Source organism: Campylobacter sp. CFSAN093249, from assembly GCF_011067895.1.
GTDB lineage: Bacteria > Campylobacterota > Campylobacteria > Campylobacterales > Campylobacteraceae > Campylobacter_D > Campylobacter_D jejuni.
The window spans coordinates 48,633-65,897 of record NZ_JAAMWM010000005.1; the positions used below are offsets into that span (position 1 = coordinate 48,633).

The 17,265-nt window shown below is 32.5% G+C and carries 16 protein-coding genes; 5 read left to right on the forward strand and 11 right to left on the reverse strand.

Annotated elements, in window-relative coordinates; genetic code table 11:
- Positions 1-5: 5 nt before the first annotated feature.
- The gene (gene cybH / locus FBF10_RS04075; protein WP_002853700.1) at positions 6-698 is read left to right on the forward strand and encodes a Ni/Fe-hydrogenase, b-type cytochrome subunit; all 693 of its coding nucleotides are present in this window, start codon (positions 6-8) and stop codon (positions 696-698) included.
- Positions 695-1,231, forward strand: a complete 537-nt coding sequence (locus FBF10_RS04080; protein ID WP_002859319.1) for a HyaD/HybD family hydrogenase maturation endopeptidase — start codon at positions 695-697, stop codon at positions 1,229-1,231. The genes cybH and FBF10_RS04080 overlap by 4 nt, the downstream gene beginning before the upstream one ends.
- On the opposite strand, the gene recR is transcribed toward FBF10_RS04080, so the two are convergent.
- From recR to FBF10_RS04095, 3 genes are read right to left on the reverse strand one after another with little or no spacing between them, the layout of a single operon-like run.
- The gene (recR, locus tag FBF10_RS04085) at positions 1,228-1,800 is read right to left on the reverse strand and encodes a recombination mediator RecR (protein ID WP_002853446.1); all 573 of its coding nucleotides are present in this window, start codon (positions 1,798-1,800) and stop codon (positions 1,228-1,230) included. The genes FBF10_RS04080 and recR overlap by 4 nt on opposite strands.
- Positions 1,800-3,035, reverse strand: coding sequence for an ArsS family sensor histidine kinase (locus FBF10_RS04090; protein ID WP_002857920.1), 1,236 nt, complete (start codon positions 3,033-3,035; stop codon positions 1,800-1,802). Before FBF10_RS04090 ends, recR begins: the two co-directional genes overlap by 1 nt.
- Positions 3,032-3,703, reverse strand: a complete 672-nt coding sequence (locus tag FBF10_RS04095; protein ID WP_002853168.1) for a response regulator transcription factor — start codon at positions 3,701-3,703, stop codon at positions 3,032-3,034. The genes FBF10_RS04090 and FBF10_RS04095 overlap by 4 nt, the downstream gene beginning before the upstream one ends.
- A 156-nt stretch (positions 3,704-3,859) precedes the next feature.
- Between FBF10_RS04095 and dnaJ the strand changes: the two genes are divergently transcribed.
- A complete protein-coding gene (gene dnaJ / locus FBF10_RS04100; protein WP_002867350.1) occupies positions 3,860-4,981 on the forward strand; it encodes a molecular chaperone DnaJ in 1,122 nt (373 codons plus the stop codon).
- Positions 4,982-5,096: 115 nt separating this feature from the next.
- On the opposite strand, the gene porA is transcribed toward dnaJ, so the two are convergent.
- Complete coding sequence (gene porA / locus FBF10_RS04105; RefSeq protein ID WP_002892780.1) at positions 5,097-6,392, reverse strand: group 2 major outer membrane porin protein PorA; 1,296 nt, start codon at positions 6,390-6,392, stop codon at positions 5,097-5,099.
- Between the two features lie 251 nt (positions 6,393-6,643).
- Positions 6,644-7,099 (reverse strand): low molecular weight protein-tyrosine-phosphatase, encoded by a 456-nt coding sequence (locus FBF10_RS04110; RefSeq protein WP_002853170.1) that lies wholly within the window; start codon positions 7,097-7,099, stop codon positions 6,644-6,646.
- A gap of 53 nt (positions 7,100-7,152) precedes the next feature.
- Here FBF10_RS04110 and FBF10_RS04115 point away from each other — a divergent pair, with 53 nt between their 5' ends.
- Entirely contained in the window at positions 7,153-8,337 is a 1,185-nt protein-coding gene (locus FBF10_RS04115; RefSeq protein WP_002878587.1) for an MFS transporter, read from the forward strand.
- Positions 8,338-8,354: 17 nt separating this feature from the next.
- Positions 8,355-9,017 (forward strand): DUF4230 domain-containing protein, encoded by a 663-nt coding sequence (locus FBF10_RS04120; RefSeq protein ID WP_002859315.1) that lies wholly within the window; start codon positions 8,355-8,357, stop codon positions 9,015-9,017.
- A gap of 43 nt (positions 9,018-9,060) precedes the next feature.
- Here FBF10_RS04120 and FBF10_RS04125 read toward each other — a convergent pair whose 3' ends face one another.
- From FBF10_RS04125 to FBF10_RS04150, 6 genes are all read right to left on the reverse strand, one after another.
- Entirely contained in the window at positions 9,061-9,543 is a 483-nt protein-coding gene (locus tag FBF10_RS04125; RefSeq protein WP_002859314.1) for a DNA-deoxyinosine glycosylase, read from the reverse strand.
- Positions 9,540-11,699 carry a polyribonucleotide nucleotidyltransferase gene (locus FBF10_RS04130; RefSeq protein WP_165433896.1) on the reverse strand — a complete coding sequence of 720 codons (2,160 nt, stop codon included), beginning with the start codon at positions 11,697-11,699 and terminating at the stop codon, positions 9,540-9,542. Before FBF10_RS04130 ends, FBF10_RS04125 begins: the two co-directional genes overlap by 4 nt.
- Before the next feature lie 69 nt (positions 11,700-11,768).
- A complete protein-coding gene (locus FBF10_RS04135) occupies positions 11,769-13,817 on the reverse strand; it encodes an LPS-assembly protein LptD (protein ID WP_002887867.1) in 2,049 nt (682 codons plus the stop codon).
- Entirely contained in the window at positions 13,807-14,259 is a 453-nt protein-coding gene (locus tag FBF10_RS04140; RefSeq protein WP_002853161.1) for an RDD family protein, read from the reverse strand. Before FBF10_RS04140 ends, FBF10_RS04135 begins: the two co-directional genes overlap by 11 nt.
- Positions 14,256-15,506 (reverse strand): phosphoribosylamine--glycine ligase, encoded by a 1,251-nt coding sequence (gene purD, locus FBF10_RS04145; RefSeq protein ID WP_002853212.1) that lies wholly within the window; start codon positions 15,504-15,506, stop codon positions 14,256-14,258. Before purD ends, FBF10_RS04140 begins: the two co-directional genes overlap by 4 nt.
- 239 nt (positions 15,507-15,745) lie before the next feature.
- The gene (locus tag FBF10_RS04150) at positions 15,746-17,206 is read right to left on the reverse strand and encodes a hypothetical protein (protein ID WP_002853236.1); all 1,461 of its coding nucleotides are present in this window, start codon (positions 17,204-17,206) and stop codon (positions 15,746-15,748) included.
- Positions 17,207-17,265: the final 59 nt, after the last annotated feature.

Genomic DNA, 17,265 nt, shown 5'->3' on the forward strand with positions numbered 1-17,265 from the left:
CTTTCATGCAAAACAAAGAAGAAAAATTGCAAAGAAAAGCTGAATATGAATTTAGCATAGGTTTGCGTTTAACGCACTGGGTAAGAGCTATTGCTATAGTGATTCTTATTGGCACAGGGTATTATCTTTCCTATGTGTTCCAAAGTCCTATTAGTAACGGCGAACCCGTAAATTTTATGCAAGCAAAATACCGCTTAGTACATCAAGCAGTGGGTTTTGTTTTAATCGCTTGTATTATTTTTAAAGTATATTTGTTTTTCTGCGATAAGGTAAGCGCAAAAGAACGCAGAAGTGTATGGGATATTTTTAATATCAAATTATGGATAGAACAAGTAAAATTTTACATTTTCTTAGGAAAACATCCGCATTTAAAAGGGGTTTATAATCCTTTGCAATTTGTAACTTATTTTTTCTTTTATCTTGTGATATTAGGTATCATTCTTACAGGGCTTATTCTTTATACTCATACTTACCATGAGGGCTTAGGTGGGCTTTTATATCATATTTTAAGACCGCTTGAAGCTGCAATGGGCGGTTTGGCCGATGTAAGAACTTATCATAGAATTTTGATGTGGGTAATTATGATTTTTGTGCCAGTACATATTTACATGGCGATTTTTAACGCAGTAAAAGGTAAAGATGGTGCTATGGATGCTATTATTAGCGGATATAAATTTGTAAAAGAAGAAAAGCATTGAAATTCTTAGTCCTTGGAATAGGTAATATCATGTTTGCGGATGAAGGCTTAGGCGTTCATCTGTGCAAACAACTTGAAAAAAACTACAAATTCACTCATTCTGAATTTACTTTAGATTTTGTTGATGGTGGAACTTTGGCTTTGCAGCTTAGCTATATCATCGCTCGATACGATAGACTTATCGTTTTAGACTGTATAGAAGCGCAAGGTGCGAGTATAGGAGATGTATTTTTCTTTCCTTATGATGCTATGCCTAATAAAATTAGCTGGAGTGGAAGTGCCCATGAAATAGAAATGCTTCAAACCTTACAATACATGGAACTTGCAGGAGATTTGCCTAAAACACACATCTTAGCTTGTGTGCCAAAGCGTATTGAAGCGATGAGTTTTAAGCTTTCAGATGAGCTTATACAAGGAGCTAAAATCATGGAAAAAACTTTACTTGATTTTTTAAGCAAGGAAGGTTTTGCTTATGAAAAGATTGCGGATTTTTCTTTGCAAGAATTAGCCGATATTTCTTATAAAAATTACTAAATTTTTGTTCTAAAATTCATAGCTTTATTTAAAGAGATTAAATCCACATTTTCTAAATTTACACCACTTGGAATTCCTTGAGCGATTTTACTAAAAGTTAGGTTTAAGCCTTTAAATTTATCCTCTATAAAAAAGATAGTTGCATCAGAATTAATGCTATGTGTCAATGCAAAAATGAGCTCAGAGATATTTAGCTTAAGTATGATTTGCTTTAGTTTTTCAAGTTTTTCTTCATTTAACTCATCTAAAACAAAATATAGCCCATTGTAACTTTGACTCTCTTCGAGTGTTAGTATATCTTTTGGGCTTTCAACTATACATAAAATGTTTTTATTTCTTTCTTCATCGCTACAAATTTCGCAAAGCTCATTTTCGCTTAAAGCACCGCATTGCTCACAAGGTTTTATAAAGCGGATAGCATTTTCTATATTGTGTGCGAGTTTCATACCATCGATTTGATTATTTATGCAAAGGTGATAAGCAAGCCTTATGGCGGTTTTTTTTCCTATGGTAGGTAAATTTGCAAAACTTTCAACAAGTTCATTGAATTTTTCCAGGCCTTTTACCATTATTTTTCTTTATCTCCAAAGAAAATTTTAAAGCAATGCTTTCCATCATCATAAAAATAAATCAAATCAAAATTATGCAGTTTACATACCTCTGAAACTATATAAAGTCCTAGTCCCATACCTTTGACTTGATTGTGTTTTTCTCTTGTAAAAGCTTCAAGATAATGCTCTATAGGTTCTGCTAAAGGTTTGCCTGGATTTTTAATGGTAAAACATTCTTTACAACAAAAAAGCTCACAAGTGCCATTGTTTGAGTATTTTAAGGCATTATCGATAAGATTTTTTAAAATTACAGAGAAAATTTCCATATCAACATTGATTAAAGCGTCATATCTTATATCGACTTTTACAACTTTATTAAAATCATCTATCATAAGGTGTTCTTTAGCTTCTTCAAGTATAGTGCTAAAACGACTAGGTTTAAAGTGTAAGTTGTAGTTTTTTGAAAATAAATTTTCGATTTTGGCAAATTCATTGATCAAAGAATCCATGCGTAAAAATATAGCGATAAGTCTTTCTTTTTGTCTGTCTTCTTTGATCATTTCAGAAATGATTCTCCCTTTTCCTATAGGGGTTTTTAACTCATGCATGATTGTTCTTAGGAAAAGTTGTCTTGATTGGATTAATTCTTGGTTTTTCTTGAAAGCTTTTTGAAATTCAAAGGCGATCTTGCCTACTTCATCTTCTTGATAGTCTAGAAAATCAGGTTGTTCCCCATTTGCAACTTCGGCAACTTGTCTTCTTAATTTTTTTAAAGGTTCTAAGGATTTTAATACAGAAAAATACATAAAAACAACCAACAAAGAAAAAGAGAAAAATCCTATCAATAAAAGATTATAAACCCTATCACTAGTATTTTCTTCATACAAGCCATCAAAATCTTTACATTGAACATCAAAATAAAGATTGCTATGATATTTTAAAGAAGAAAGAGTACAAAGCTCTCCGCCTGCTTTAAAAAGTGATTGTCCATTATTTCTTATAGCTTTTACAAGATTGGGATTTTGTATAGCGTTAAAACCGCTGTTTCCAAGATAAGCTCCTATTTCAACACCTGAAGTGTTTTCATAGGAGATGAGTAAATTTTTTATAAGATTTTCTTGTTTTAAACTTTCTTCTTCATTATAGGTATTCCCTTCTATTTTTAAAAGAACGATAAAAAGCACACAAACCAAGAAAAAAGTAACAACAAATAAAATAATCAGTTTGGTATGAATAGAATAATTTTTTGTCATCCTATCAGTTTATATCCTATACCTCTAACAGAAAAAATATGTTTTGGAGATTTTGAACTATCTCCTATTTTTACCCTTAAGCGACCGATGATAACATCAAGGCTTTTAGAATCTTTATCTTTTAGATTTTTACAGCGACTTACAAGCTGTTCTCTTGAAACACTATATCCGTGTTGTTGGATAAGGTATTCTAAAATTTCAAATTCAGCAGGAGTAAGTGTTAAAACCTTATCTTCATAGGTGATCTCATGTCTTCTTTCATCAATTTTGAAAGCAGAGTTAATATTTTCATTATTAGTGTGTTCAACTCTTTTTGTGCGACGAATAAGACTCATAATCCTTGCATACATTTCTTTTGGATCGTAAGGCTTTGGTAGATAATCATCAGCACCGATTTGAAGCCCCACAACTTTATCGCTTAAGTCACCTCTAGCCGATGAGATGATAATAGGAATATTGCTTTTTTGTCGGATTTCTCTACAAACTTCAAGACCATCAATTCCAGGTAAAGTTAAATCTAAAATCAGACAATCATAGCCTTGAATACCCACATTTAAAGCACTTTTAGGATTTTCAAAATTTGTGATTTTAATATTAAATTGCGCTAAATATTCAGATAATAATTGTGCAAAGTCAGGATCATCTTCTATCATCAACACATTAATCATTCTAGTGTCCTTGTAAATTTTTATGTAGTCTTTAAAATCTTTACATAATTTTATTTAAAATTTGATAAATTATTGATTTTATTTTTGCTAAAATTATATTTTTGAATTTTTAAAATTAAAATTCTAGTAAAATTTTAAATTTTTTAAAGGAATAATGTGGAAATAAGTTATTATGAAATTCTTGAAATCACGCAAAATGCTGATAAAGAAACCATAAAAAAAGCCTATAGAAAAATGGCTTTAAAATATCATCCTGATAGAAACCAAGGTGATAAAGAAGCAGAAGATAAATTCAAGCTTGTTAATGAAGCCTATGAAGTTTTAAGCAATGATGAAAAGCGAGCTATTTATGATAGATACGGAAAAGATGCTTTAAAAGGCGGTGGATTTGGTTCTAGTAGCTCAGGTTTTGGTGGTTTTGAGGATTTAGGAGATATATTTTCTAGTTTTTTTGGAGAAGGCTTTGGCTCATCGCGTCGTAGAAAAAGTTCAAATGATGAGAAAATCCCTTCAGATTTTATCGTTAATTTAAAATTAAGTTTTAAAGAAGCGGTTTTTGGTTGTAAGAAAAATATAGACTTTACTTATAAATGCTCTTGTAAAACTTGTAATGGAACAGGGGCTAAAGATGGAAAGCTTCAAACTTGTCCAAAGTGTCAAGGTAGAGGACAGGTTGGGGTTTCTCAAGGTTTTATCACTTTTGCACAAACTTGCCCTGATTGTCAAGGAATTGGAGAAAAGGCTAGTGAAAAATGTAGCGATTGTAAAGGTTTGGGTTATAATGAAAGCAAAGATAGTGTCGAGCTTAATATCCCAGAAGGTGTGGATACAGGTATGAAACTTCGTGTCAATGCTAAAGGCAATATCTTAAAAAATGGCACTAGAGGGGATATGTATGTTAAGATCATCGCCGCTGAAGATGATACTTTTATCAGAGATGATGATGATATATATATAGAATTTCCAGTGTTTTTTACTCAAGCTATCTTAGGAGAGAGTATAAAAGTACCCACCATACGCGGTGAAGCGACTTTAAATTTACCAAAGGGTGCTAAAGATGGACAAAGATTTGTTCTTGAAAAAGAAGGGGTAAAAGATGTTCATAGTTCTCGCATAGGAAATCAAATCGTTCAAATTTCTATCAAATTTCCAACTTCTTTAAACGATGAACAAAAAGAACTTTTAGAAAAACTAAGTGAAAGTTTTGGTATCAAAGATGGTATGCATCAAGAGCAAAAAGGACTTTTTGAAAAAATCGCTAATTGGTTTAAGTCTTAATTTTCCTAAAGCTTTTTAGCTTGGGAAAATCTTTTTATATAAATTTAAGTTTTAAAAATCAGGCATAAAAAAAGGCGGAGCAAAACCCCGCCTTGAAGTTAGACTTAAAAGCTTCTTAGAATTTGTAAAGAGCTTGAAGTCTTACAGCATCATGATGAGTGCTTTCAGGATCTGTATCAACATTTACATAAGAGTAGAATGCTGAGAAGTTAAGTTTTGGAGAGTATTTGTAATCTACTCTTGCAACAGCTTCAAGTTTTTTACCACCTTGACCAATTATATTTGTTTTTGTTCCACCGTATACAAAGTCAGCACCAACGCGAACTGTTTCATTAAAAGTATATCCAGCAGTTACATAACCAAAGATATTTCTACCAATATCGCCATTTAAATTAGAACCATTAGTATAGAAAATTTCTTCACCTGCAAGCAAAGAGCCAAGATTACCTTGATCTTCAATTGTGGTTAAAGTAACTTTATCTTTTTTACCATAGTATAAACCACCAAGACTTGCATCCCAACCATTTACCTCAACAGTGCCTCTTAAAGCAAAGAAATTACCATTTGCTGCATCTAATCTATCTTTAAGTTTATTATCTACAGAATTTCCTAGGTAAGCACCTTCGATAGTCCAGTTAATTCCATCAAAGATAGTTGTGCTATAAGCTGCATCTAAAGCATATAAGAATGCATTATCACTCATATAAGCTAACCATAATTGTGGGTTGAATTGTCCACCAGCGATATCATAAGAGCCGATAGCTGCAGCACCATAAATATTTTTGCTCCAATCTAAAGCACCACTTACATCACTATCACCTTTAGGATTTCCACGATTAAATTGAACTCCTGTAATTTTTTGATTATTATCTTGAGTAATTGTTACAGTAGTATCTGAAGCTTCATTGAAACTATCCATTGCAAAAGCAGCTAGAGTTAAACCATCGATACTGTTGTTTACTACTTTAACACCTGTTCCAACTAAACCATCGATACCATTGTCAGTCCAGATAGTGTTTAGTTGTTGTTTACCAGCGATTACGCTTGTAGCAACATCTTCATTTGTATAAGTTAAATATAATTGACGAACTGTTAAAGTATCGCTTGTGTTACTGATGCTATCTGTGCCATAACCACCATCTTGTGAGTTGTAGTCAAATTGAACGAAAGCTTTAAAGTTGTCTGATATAGCACCGCTGAAGTTAACTTGTGCTCTGTATTTATGATCTTGTTTTCCAGAAATACCAGAACCAAAATTTGCATTGCTCCATGGATTGCTACTTTCATATCTGTATCTTAATACTCCAGATACATCGATATCTTTGATCGCTTCTTCAAGTGGAGTAGCGTTAGCTGCTGAAAAAGCACCTGCAGCAAGAGCTGCAACTAAACTAAGTTTAACTAGTTTCATGAGAATTCTCCTTGTCAAAAATTAATAAAACATCGTAATTGTAGCACATAAATTTGGAGTTTTTTCTTAAGAAGCACTTAAAATAGTAAAAATTTTAAATCCGAAGGATAAAAACATCTAAAGAAAAGCCTAGCTAAAGGGATTTAAGCTAGGCGTGTAATTTTAAGGAGTTTTTCTTATGAATGTTTTTCGGTTCGTTTAGAAGTATAAGCCTAAAAAGTAAACAAGAAGTAATATATAGTTGTTTTAAATTATTTTGATAAAAAAACAAGTAAATTTTTACAAGCTAGGGATAAAATTTTATAAGTTTCATCAAAATTCCCACTATACCAAGGATCAGGGACTTCATCGTAGTTTAGACTAGGGCTAAAATCAGTGATTTTTAAAACTTTGTTTTGGGTGTTGGTGAAGTTTTTTAAAACATTTTTGAAGTTAGAATTGTCCATGGTGATTAAAAAATCGCTTTCATCGCAAAGCTTTTGAGTGAGTTTTTTGCTTGTGAAGTTTTTGTGTTCTATGTTAAGTTGAGCAAGTTTGTTTTTGGTGCCATAGTGCATACCTTCTCCATCGTGTTCTCCTGAAGTTCCAGCACTGCTTATAAAAAATTCTTTTTCTAAATTTGCTTTTTTGACAAGATCTTTCATGATAAATTCTGCCATAGGCGAACGGCATATATTGCCTAAGCATATAAAGAGTATTTTTTTCATTTTTATCCTTGAGTTTTAATTAAAAATTATAAAAAATATCATACAATAAATCCATGGAAAATTTCAATAGAACTTTGCTTGTGTGTTGGTTTGGTGTTTTTACCACAAGTATGGGGCTTAGTCAAATCGCTCCGATTTTGCCTTTTTATATCAAAGAACTAGGACATGTTGATACGAGTGAAATAGCGTTTTACTCAGGGCTTGCTTTTGGGATCACTCCACTTTTTATGGCTGTTTTTTCACCTTTGTGGGCTTTTTTGGGTGCAAAGTATGGTTATAAAAATATGCTTCTTCGTGCAAGTTTTGGGATGTCGGTTTTAACCTTATGGCTTAGCTTTGCTCATAGTGCTTTAGAAGTAGTTTTTGTGCGGGGTTTAACAGGGATAATTTCGGGTTTTACTTCTGCTGCTGTTGTGTTTATCGCTGTGATAGCACCTAAAGAAAAAGTGGCTTATGCTTTAGGAACTCTTTCTACGGCTTCTATAAGTGGAAGTTTGCTTGGGCCTTTGTTTGGTGGCTTTGTGGCTGAATTTTTTAGTATTAGTACGGTTTTTGATATGGTGGCTTTTTTGATCGCTTGTTCTTTTGTGACGATTTATTTTTTCATCCATGAGAGAAAAATTCAAAAAGAGGCGAAGAAAAATACTCAAAAAGTGAAAGAAAACAAAACCCTTATTATCGTTCTTTTTATCACTACTTTTGTGATACAATTTGGTACTTTTGGAGTGATGCCGATTTTAAGTATCTATGTTGAGCAAATTCATCAAGGTGGAAATTTGGCTCTTTGGGCGGGTATAGTAGTGGCTGCAAGTGGGATTAGCAATCTTTTTTTCGCACCAAAACTTGGAAAAATCGCCGATAAGATAGGGCCTAGTAAGATTATTTTTGGAGCTTTGATATTTTGTGGAATTTGCTTTTATTTGCAGGCTGTAGTAAGTAATGTTTATACGCTTATTTTCGTGCGTTTACTTATAGGTGTAGGACTTGGAGGGCTTTTGCCTTGTGTGAATGCCTTGCTTAAAAAAAGTGTGAGTGCTAAAAATTTAAGTGTGATTTTTGGTTTTAATCAAACTTGTCAATTTTTGGGAAATTTTTGTGGAGCTTTTGGCGGAGGGATTATGGCTTCACATTTTAGCGTGGAATTTGTTTTTACTTTTGTGTGTTTGATTTTTATCATTAATGCTTTTATTTTCTTAGCGTTTGAGAAAAAATATATCTTTTCAAATCAAGGTTTATAAATTTAGAAAGGTTTAAAATGGAAATGATTTTATTTGTTTTAGTGATGATTTTACTTGTACTTTTGTTTGTAGTGCTTTTTAGGCAGTATAAAAGCCCTAAAATAGAAGAAAAAAGCACGCAAAGTTTTAGTGATATCATGCAGCTTAAATCCATAGGAGAATTAAGTGTTTTTCAAGTTTTTAGTAAAGAGATTGTCACTAAAAAAGATAGCGCTTTTAATGGAATTTGGAAAAATCTTTTAGGATGGTCTTTGAGTGAAAGACAGATTGCTTTGATTTTTGAATTTGAGATCACTTTCTTGTATGATTTAAGGGATAAAAACTTTGATATTTTGCCTTTAGGGGACGATGCTTATAAGATCATCATGCCAGAGTGTAGATACAAACACAGCATCATAGATATGAAATTTTATGATGAAAAAAATGCTAAATTTTTACCTTTTTTACTGCCTGATTCTATCAATAGTACGGGGATTAGTTTTAGCGAAAGTGATAAAAACAAACTCATAAAAGAAGCCAAAGATGAGGTTAAAGACTTGTCTTTAAATCTTATCCAAAATTTAGAAAGCAAAATTCATAAAAGTGCTAAGGATACTTTAGAAGCTATTGCTAAAGGTTTTGGAGCTAAGAGAGTGGAATTTGAATTCAAGGATAACACGCAAAAGCTAGATATTAACTAGTTTTTTTCTTGTTTTACTTGGGGGGGGGGTAATGCTTAGTTTGTTATTTTGTAAATTTTTTGATTATTTCATAGTTTTGCAAAAGCTGTTCAAAAGAAAAATTTAAATTTGCAGGAGAAGTTGAGGGTAGGGCTATGGCTTTTAAGCGGGGGTGGAATTTAATAAAAAATTTATAAGCACTTTGTCCAGTAGTAAAAATGGCTTGGATTTTGGTTTGAGAAAGGATCGGGCTTAAATCATTGGCTTTTGCATAACTTATAGTTTTATCATCTGAATTTTTTATCTTGCAACTTTGAAGTACATCCCAAAGAGCGATATGTTTTTTTCTTAAAAAGGCTTGTTGTTCTGTGATATTTTCTAATCTTACATCAAAAAGTGTTTCTAGTATAGGCCAAAAACGATTTCTTGGGTGTTGATAATAAAAGCCATCTTGTCTTGATTTTACCGAAGGAAAAGATCCTAAAATTAAGATTTTAGAATCTTTGTCAAAAAAAGGCTCAAAAGGATGAGTTAGAAATTCACTCACTCACACAAATCCACAGAAATTTTTCCGTTTTTAATTTCGCTGATTTTAACTTTTAAGCTTTGGTTTTCGCTTAAATTAAGATGCTTGCTTTTTGAACTATGCAATAAACCATCAACACCATTTTTAAGTTCCACAAAGGCTCCAAAAGAAGCGATTTTTTTAACAATACCTTGAAATTCTTGCCCAAGTTCAAAGCCTGATATATCTTTGTCTTTAGAGCCTTTTTTAGTTCCTTTTTGAGAGCTTGTGATGTTTATGATGTAGTCTTTTGCGGCTTTGATTTGCTCATTTTGACTACCTGCTATTTTTACTTCACCTTTTTCGCGATCTAAGTCTATAGAAACGCCAAATTTTTCTACGATTTCTTTGATGGTTTTTCCGGCTTGTCCTATAATATCAACGATTTTTGAAGGATCAACGCTAAAAAGCTCAAGTTTAGGTAAAACTTCTTCATTGACTATGATTTCTTTGGCGGCTTCTTCCATGATATTTAGAATGTGAATTCTTCCTTCTTTGGCTTGGTATAAAGCTTGTTTTAGTGTTTCTTGATCGATTCCACCTAGTTTTATATCCATTTGAAGAGTAGTAACGCCGTCTTTGCTTCCTGCTACTTTAAAGTCCATATCCCCATCATGATCTTCAAGTCCCATGATATCTGTTAAAACAGCATACTTGTTATCTTCAAAGATAAGCCCCATGGCTACTCCTGCAACAAGTTTTAAGCTTGGCACTCCTGCTGCTTTTAAGGCTAAAGATCCGCCACAAACCGTTGCCATAGAACTTGAGCCATTGCTTTCTAAAATTTCACTGACTAAGCGGATTACATAAGGATAGTTTTCATCCACACTTGGATAAAGTGCTCTTTTGGCTAAATTTCCATGTCCTAGTTCTCTTCTTCCTGGAGCTTTGATAGGACTTGCTTCGCCTACTGAAAAACCTGGAAAATTATAATTTACCATAAAGCGTTCGCTTATAGGATTTTTTTCTGTAAGCAAGTCTATCATTTGAGCATCGTTTTCTCCGCCTAAGGTTGCAACCACTAGGGCTTGAGTTTGTCCACGAGTGAAAAGACAAGAACCATGAGCGTTTGGCAAGATATTGGTTTCTATGCTAATAGGACGCACTTCGTTTAAACTTCTACCATCAGCTCTTTTGCCTTCATTTAAAATTTGCCCACGAATAAGTTTGCGTTTGACTTTAGCTAAGGTATTTAAGACACTTTCTTCGCTCCACTCTTTAGCGATTTCAAGATTTGAAATTTCTTTAGCGATTTTATTTAGTTCGCTTGCTCTTTCGCTTTTTGCCATTTGCTTGATGGCTTCTTTGATTTGTTTTTGGAAATTATTTTCTATAAAAGCTAAAATTTCAGGATATTCAATCTCATTTTTTAGTTCGATTTGAGAATTTTTTTTGTGTTTGCTAAAGGCTTCTTCATAAGCATTTGAACCATTTAATATAGCTTTTTGAGCTAAATTTAGAGCTTCTAAAATTTCATCTTCGCTAAGTTCATTCATATTTTGTGAAGTGGTTTGAGTTAAAACATCAGCATAAGGAGCTTCGATAAAGATTTCATTTTCTTTTTGATCAGGTAAGGCTCTCATTTCTATCATCAAAAGCTCATCTTTTACACCTGCTACATAGAGATCTAGGGTGCTATTTTGAAGCTCTTCATTGTTTGGATTAAGTATGAAATTTCCATCTATCTTTCCTATACGCACACCACATACTGGAGCTTTCATAGGTATATCACTAAGATAAAGTGCCACGCTTGCGGCATTTAAGCTCATTACTTGCAAATCTACTTTAGGATCAGCTGAGAGAACCATCACAACGATTTGAGTCGGATAAGCATAGCCTTTTGGAAAAAGAGGGCGTAAGCTTCTATCAATAATGCGTGCTGTTAAGGTTTCTGCATCGCTTGGCTTGGTTTCTCTTTTGACATAACCACCAGGGATTTTTCCTGCAGCATAAGCCTTTTCGATGTATTGGACGGTTAGAGGTAAAAAATCTTCTTCAACTTGTTTTTCTTCTCTTGCAACTGTAGCTAGAACAACGCTTTTGCCTTGTCTCATTAAAACAGCACCGGCAGCTTGTTTGGCGACTTTGTCTATATTAAATATTTCTGTATTTTTGTTAATTTCTATGCTGTATTGCATTATTTTTCCTTTTTTACCAGATAATAAATTCGTAAAATTTTTTAAAATATTTAGCAAATTTCATCCTTTTTAAATTTTGTTTTCACTTTCTGCTAAAGAGAAATCGTATTTTACTCCTCCTAAAGGATAGAAGTTGAAAATAAAATAAACTCCGCTTTGATTTTTAGCTGTGATACCACCACTTGTGAGTTGTGGATCGATTCTTTCTCTATACATTAAAGAATAGTTCCAACATTTTCTTTGGTAGGTATAGCCAAGTTCCCACATGTTTGCATGAGCTCTTTGAGTATCAAACCAAATTCCACCAAATAAATTGTAATTAGGTGTGGCAATATAATTTGCTCTTGTACCAATAAAGCTATATTTTCCATACTCATCGTTTTGATAAGCATGAGAAAACATCCAATTAAATTTTGAATTTGTATTGACTTCTATTTGGCTGATGACATTGGTAAAGCGACTTTGTTCATAAGAGTAAAGCACTTCGCTGTTGAGATTGATGTTTTCATTAAAATAATAAGTTAAAAGATTTTCAAGTTCATAGAATTCATTTTGTTTATTGAGATAGTCAAGCGAAATTCTGTGTTTGAGTTTTTTTTGTCCTTCGTTGTTATAGAAATATTGCACAGCATAAAGACTTGTATGTTCGTTTTCTTTGTCGTATTCTTCAAGATAATCTTGCGTGATTTTACCTGATTTTGCTCCTGGCAAAATGTAATTCACCCCTAAATTTAAAGTATGAAAGAAATTTCCATAAGCTTTTGAAAGATCGGTGTAGAGATTAAAATCATGAGTGTTTCTGAAATAATGCTCATGGTTTCTTTCGGGATTGTTGCTATAATTTACAAAAGAAGCATAAAATCTTTCTGTAAAAGTAAAGTGTAAAAAGTCTCCAAAAAAAGCGTTGTGATACGAGATAGGCAAGTCTAAATTTAGCTCATTTGCATAAGAACCAGCAGGTCGGTAAAAATTATGAAATGAAGCATCAAATGAATAACGCAAGCGTTCATCAAAAAGGTTATTTAAAAATCTATGATATTGAAAGCTTGGATATTCTTGTAAGGTTGTATTGTTGCTAAGTTTAGATGTGTCGATATAATATCTTGCATAAGCTCCGTAAAAATTGTTTTCATCAGCTAAAAAATAATTGATTTTGGAGGTTACAAGCGAGTTAAGATCTCGATAATCCCTACTTCCTAAATTTAAATAATCCACATCGTTGAGATAGGTTGCATCTATCCATAGACCTTCTTGAAAATTATCACTGAGTAAAGATTTGATTAAATCATCTCTTGAGTATTTTAGTTCTATTCCATAGTGGGTTTGATTTTTCAAATTTTCATCGTGAAAATAGGAGCTATTTTCCCTAAAAGCACCAAAATTTAATTCTCCTGTTGAATATGGAGAATCAAGAAATCTTAAAGTAGAATAAAGTCCAAAACCACGGTTTGTTCGAATTTGTGGATCAAGTTCTAAATCCCAATTTTCTTGAGTGGCTATATAAATAGGTTGTTCATAGTATAAGCCTTCGCTACTTTTTAAAACGATTTTTGGGATTAAAAGCCCGCTTTGTCTATGAGTATCAGCGCTAAATCCAAAATAAGGTAGATAAAAAACTGGGGTATTTTTAACATATAATCTTGCATTGTAAAGATGAACAAAATTGGTTTCCCGGTTAAGCCAGCCTTTTGAAAAACGAATTTCCCAATCAGGATCTTCAACATTGCAGCTTGAAACTGCTGAAACTTTGCTTTCAAAGACTTTATCATTTAGATGGCTTGTTTTGCTTTGAAACCATACTTCAAGATTGTTATTGGAAAAGAAAAAATTACTAAAATCGGCTTGATTGGAATTTAGGTTGATTTTAGCATAATCAGAATGTGATCTTTCGTTTTGTCCCCTTAGGATGTTAACATCGCCAAAAAGCTCAACATCTCCGGTTTTTTCATTGTAAATTGCTTTATTGGCAGTGATGAAATAAAAATCAGAAAAAATAATAACATCATTGTTCGCAGTAAGAATATCACCTTCTTTTTTTGCATCAAGAGCGTAAATATCAACTTGTGCTGCATTTAAAGCTATGCTAGTTCCTAGCAATAGGGAAAATTTACGCCACATCGACTACTATTGTCCTTGCTAGATAATCCTCCCAAGCTTTGCGTAAATCATTGCTTAAAGCCCAAGCAAATCCAAGCATAAACGCCATAGCACTAACTTGTCTTACGGCAGACCTGATGCAACTTTGAATGAGATTGGGTTTATCAAGAAGATTTTCATCCAAGATGATAATTTTGCATAATATTTTTCCCAAACTTGCCCCATAAAGATAAGTAAAAATTGCTTGATAACTAAAATGAAGCAAGATGAAGCCAAGGTAAAAATTTCCTACAATTTGAGTTGTTTCAAATAAATCTTTTGCTTGGATTAGACGATCATAAAAAATGATAAACACAATCAAAGAAATAACCATATCATCGATTAAAAAAGCTAGAACTCTTTTTCCAAAACTTGCTATTTTTAGATTTTCACGCTCTAAGCGGTCTTGTAAATTTTCTTTCATTTCAGAACCTGATGAGCGATGTCTTTTCTGTATTGTTTTCCTTTGAAATTTACATTATCACAAAGTTTATAAGCATTTTTTTGCGCTTCTTCTATACTTTTTCCTGTGCCAACGCAAACTAAAACTCTTCCACCATCAGCCATTAATTTGCCATCTTCTAGGCTTACTCCAGCATAAGAAATATGAGAGTTTTCAGGAATGTTATTTACGGTAATTTCACTTTTTGGTGAACTTTTGTAAGGATAGTTTTCACTTGCGCATACAACCCCTACTGCAAATTCTTTTTTGATTTTGATTTTTGAGTGTCTTAAGCGTCTTTGAGTAGCAGCTAAAATAAGCTCTAAAGGATCTTCGATTAAAGGCATTAAAACTTCACATTCAGGATCGCCAAAGCGAACGTTAAATTCTAATACGTAAGGTTTATTTCCAACGATCATAGCACCTATAAATAAAACACCACAAAATTCCGCTCCTTCTTTTTTCATACCTGCTAAAGTTGGTAAAATAATATCTTTTTGAACTTTTCTAAGCAAGCTTTCATTCGCCAAAGAGCTAGGAGCGTAAGCACCCATTCCACCAGTATTTGGCCCTTGATCATTATCGAGTAATTTTTTGTGATCTTGTGCTGCAGGAAGTAAAACAAAATCATTGCCATCACATACTGCAAAAATGCTTAATTCATAACCATCTAAAAATTCTTCAATTACAACGAGTTTTCCAGCATCTCCAAAGCTTTCTCCGCTCAGCATTTTAGCTGTTTCTTCTATGGCTTCTTCATGAGTTTTAGCTATGATAACACCTTTTCCTGCACAAAGTCCATCGGCTTTTACTACTATAGGAGGGGTTAAACTATATATAAAATTTTTTGCTTTTTCAATGTCATTTGTGTTTAAAAATTTGGCTGTTTTGATACGGTATTTTTTAAGAAAGCTTTTCATAAAAGATTTTGAGGTTTCAAGCATTGCAGCAGCTTTACTTGGCCCAAAAATAGCAAGTCCTTGTTGTTTAAAAATATCTACAACCCCTTCAGCTAAAAAACTTTCACTTCCTACTATACAAAGATCAAAACCTTTTTCTTTTGCATAGGTTGCTAAAACTACTGGATCTTTTAGGTTTAAATTTGTTCCAAGACTTTCGGTAGCGCCATTTCCAGGAGCAAAATAAAACTCTAAATTTTTGTCTACTCTTCTTAAGGCTAAAGCAATAGAATATTCTCTTGCACCACTACCCAAAATCATTATTTTCATTTATATCTCCTTTTAAACCCAAACAGCCGTTTAACAAAGATTGACCCCAAAAAGTCAAAGAAAACCGCTAGGTAATTTTTAAAGGCTGCAACTTCTCACTTTTTTCAAAGCTCAAACGATGCCACAGAACACGGTAAATCACACAATCGCAGTTAATAAAAATGTGTTGGATCACTTTAAATACTACAAACTGTTTAGGCAAGGAAATTATAACTTAATTTAGCTTAAATTTCTATGTCTTAAATCAGTTTAAATTTGGTTTTTCCTGATTTGTCAAAATGCTTTCCTTGTAAAATAATATCGGCAACATTTTCCCAAACATGTTTTTCATCAATATAGACTATATCAAAGGTGTTATCACGCATTAAAGATTGATAATTTACTTTTTTAGGTGCGTATTTTACTAAATAATACGGATTTTGTGAAAAGTTTTCAATTTTTAATTTGCATAATAAATCTAAATCCGATGTGACAACTAAAAATTTTTTTCTTTGTTCTTTTGTGATTTTTTGAATATACACTAAAAGTTTTTGATCAAAAGGATTTAGAGCGGATTTATTTAAGCGACTTAAGTAATGTTCTGCAAAAGAAAGAGAACAGAAAGAATTTTCTATATTACTCATAGTAAAATAAGAATTTTTAACCCCTGATGATTTTAAAGATAAGTGCCAAATTTTGACATCCATTATGGTTGCACATAGATTTAAACCTGTGACAATTTTTTTAAAGAGTTTTTCTCGTGAAAGTTTAAAAGCATTTTCGAAAATATTGTAATTTTTCTTATAAAAATCTTCCCTTATAGCATCAAGTCTTTTTAGTGTTGTTCTGTAGTATTCTGCTTCTTTTTGTAGTTTAGCCAATCTTTCTTGTCGTGCTTTAAGTTTTTCAGGGTCTGCATCGGTCGCATTGCTTTTAAGATTTATTTCAGATTGTAAAGTTTTCATTTGTGCTTCAAGTGAGGCTAGACGATTTTTTCTTGTATCTATGGTGGCTACTAAAGCTTGGTAATGACACTGCAAAGATAAAAAAGTTTCGTTAAAAATTTTAGTGATATTTGGTTTTTGATCAGCCATCATTTGCTTGTATGAATTCTCTAAATGCATCATGATGCTTTTTAATGCGCTAAATTGGGTTTGGTCTATGCTATTATCCATAAAAATTAAAGTATCATAAGCTTTAAATAAAAATCTTTTAAGTATAAGATAATCAAGTATACAAGGAATTTCCTTTTCATCTTGTAGATTGGCTTGAAGCGTTTCTACGGATAAAATTTCATGGGCAAAATATTTTTGTATAGCTTGAGGTATAGTAAAAGAAAGAGGAATTTTTTCTATAGTGTCAAAGTCTGTTGTTCTATAGAGTTCTGTTATATAAGCACTTCTTCTTGAGTTTTGCAAGTCTTCTAATTCATCATCATTATCAGTTTTCCAAAAATCATGCTCAGTGATAAAATCCCCTTCTTTGAATTCTTGAAATTTTGAAGGTTTTATACCTGTTATGGTTTTGCTTGTTTGAACGAGTTTGCCGTCTTCTGCTTTTTTTTCGCTAGAAAGAGTTCTAAATTCCACAAGCATACCAACACTTGGCATACTTTTTTTATCATTCCAAATTTGGCGATTAAAGTCAAAAAAGGTATTTGCTGAGTTTGTAACGGTTCCACGTCCTGTAGAATCCATATAAATAGCTATTTTTCCATGCATATTTCTTCCTTGAAATTTCTTAAATAAATTCCAGCCTTATTTTTATAAAAATTTTATAT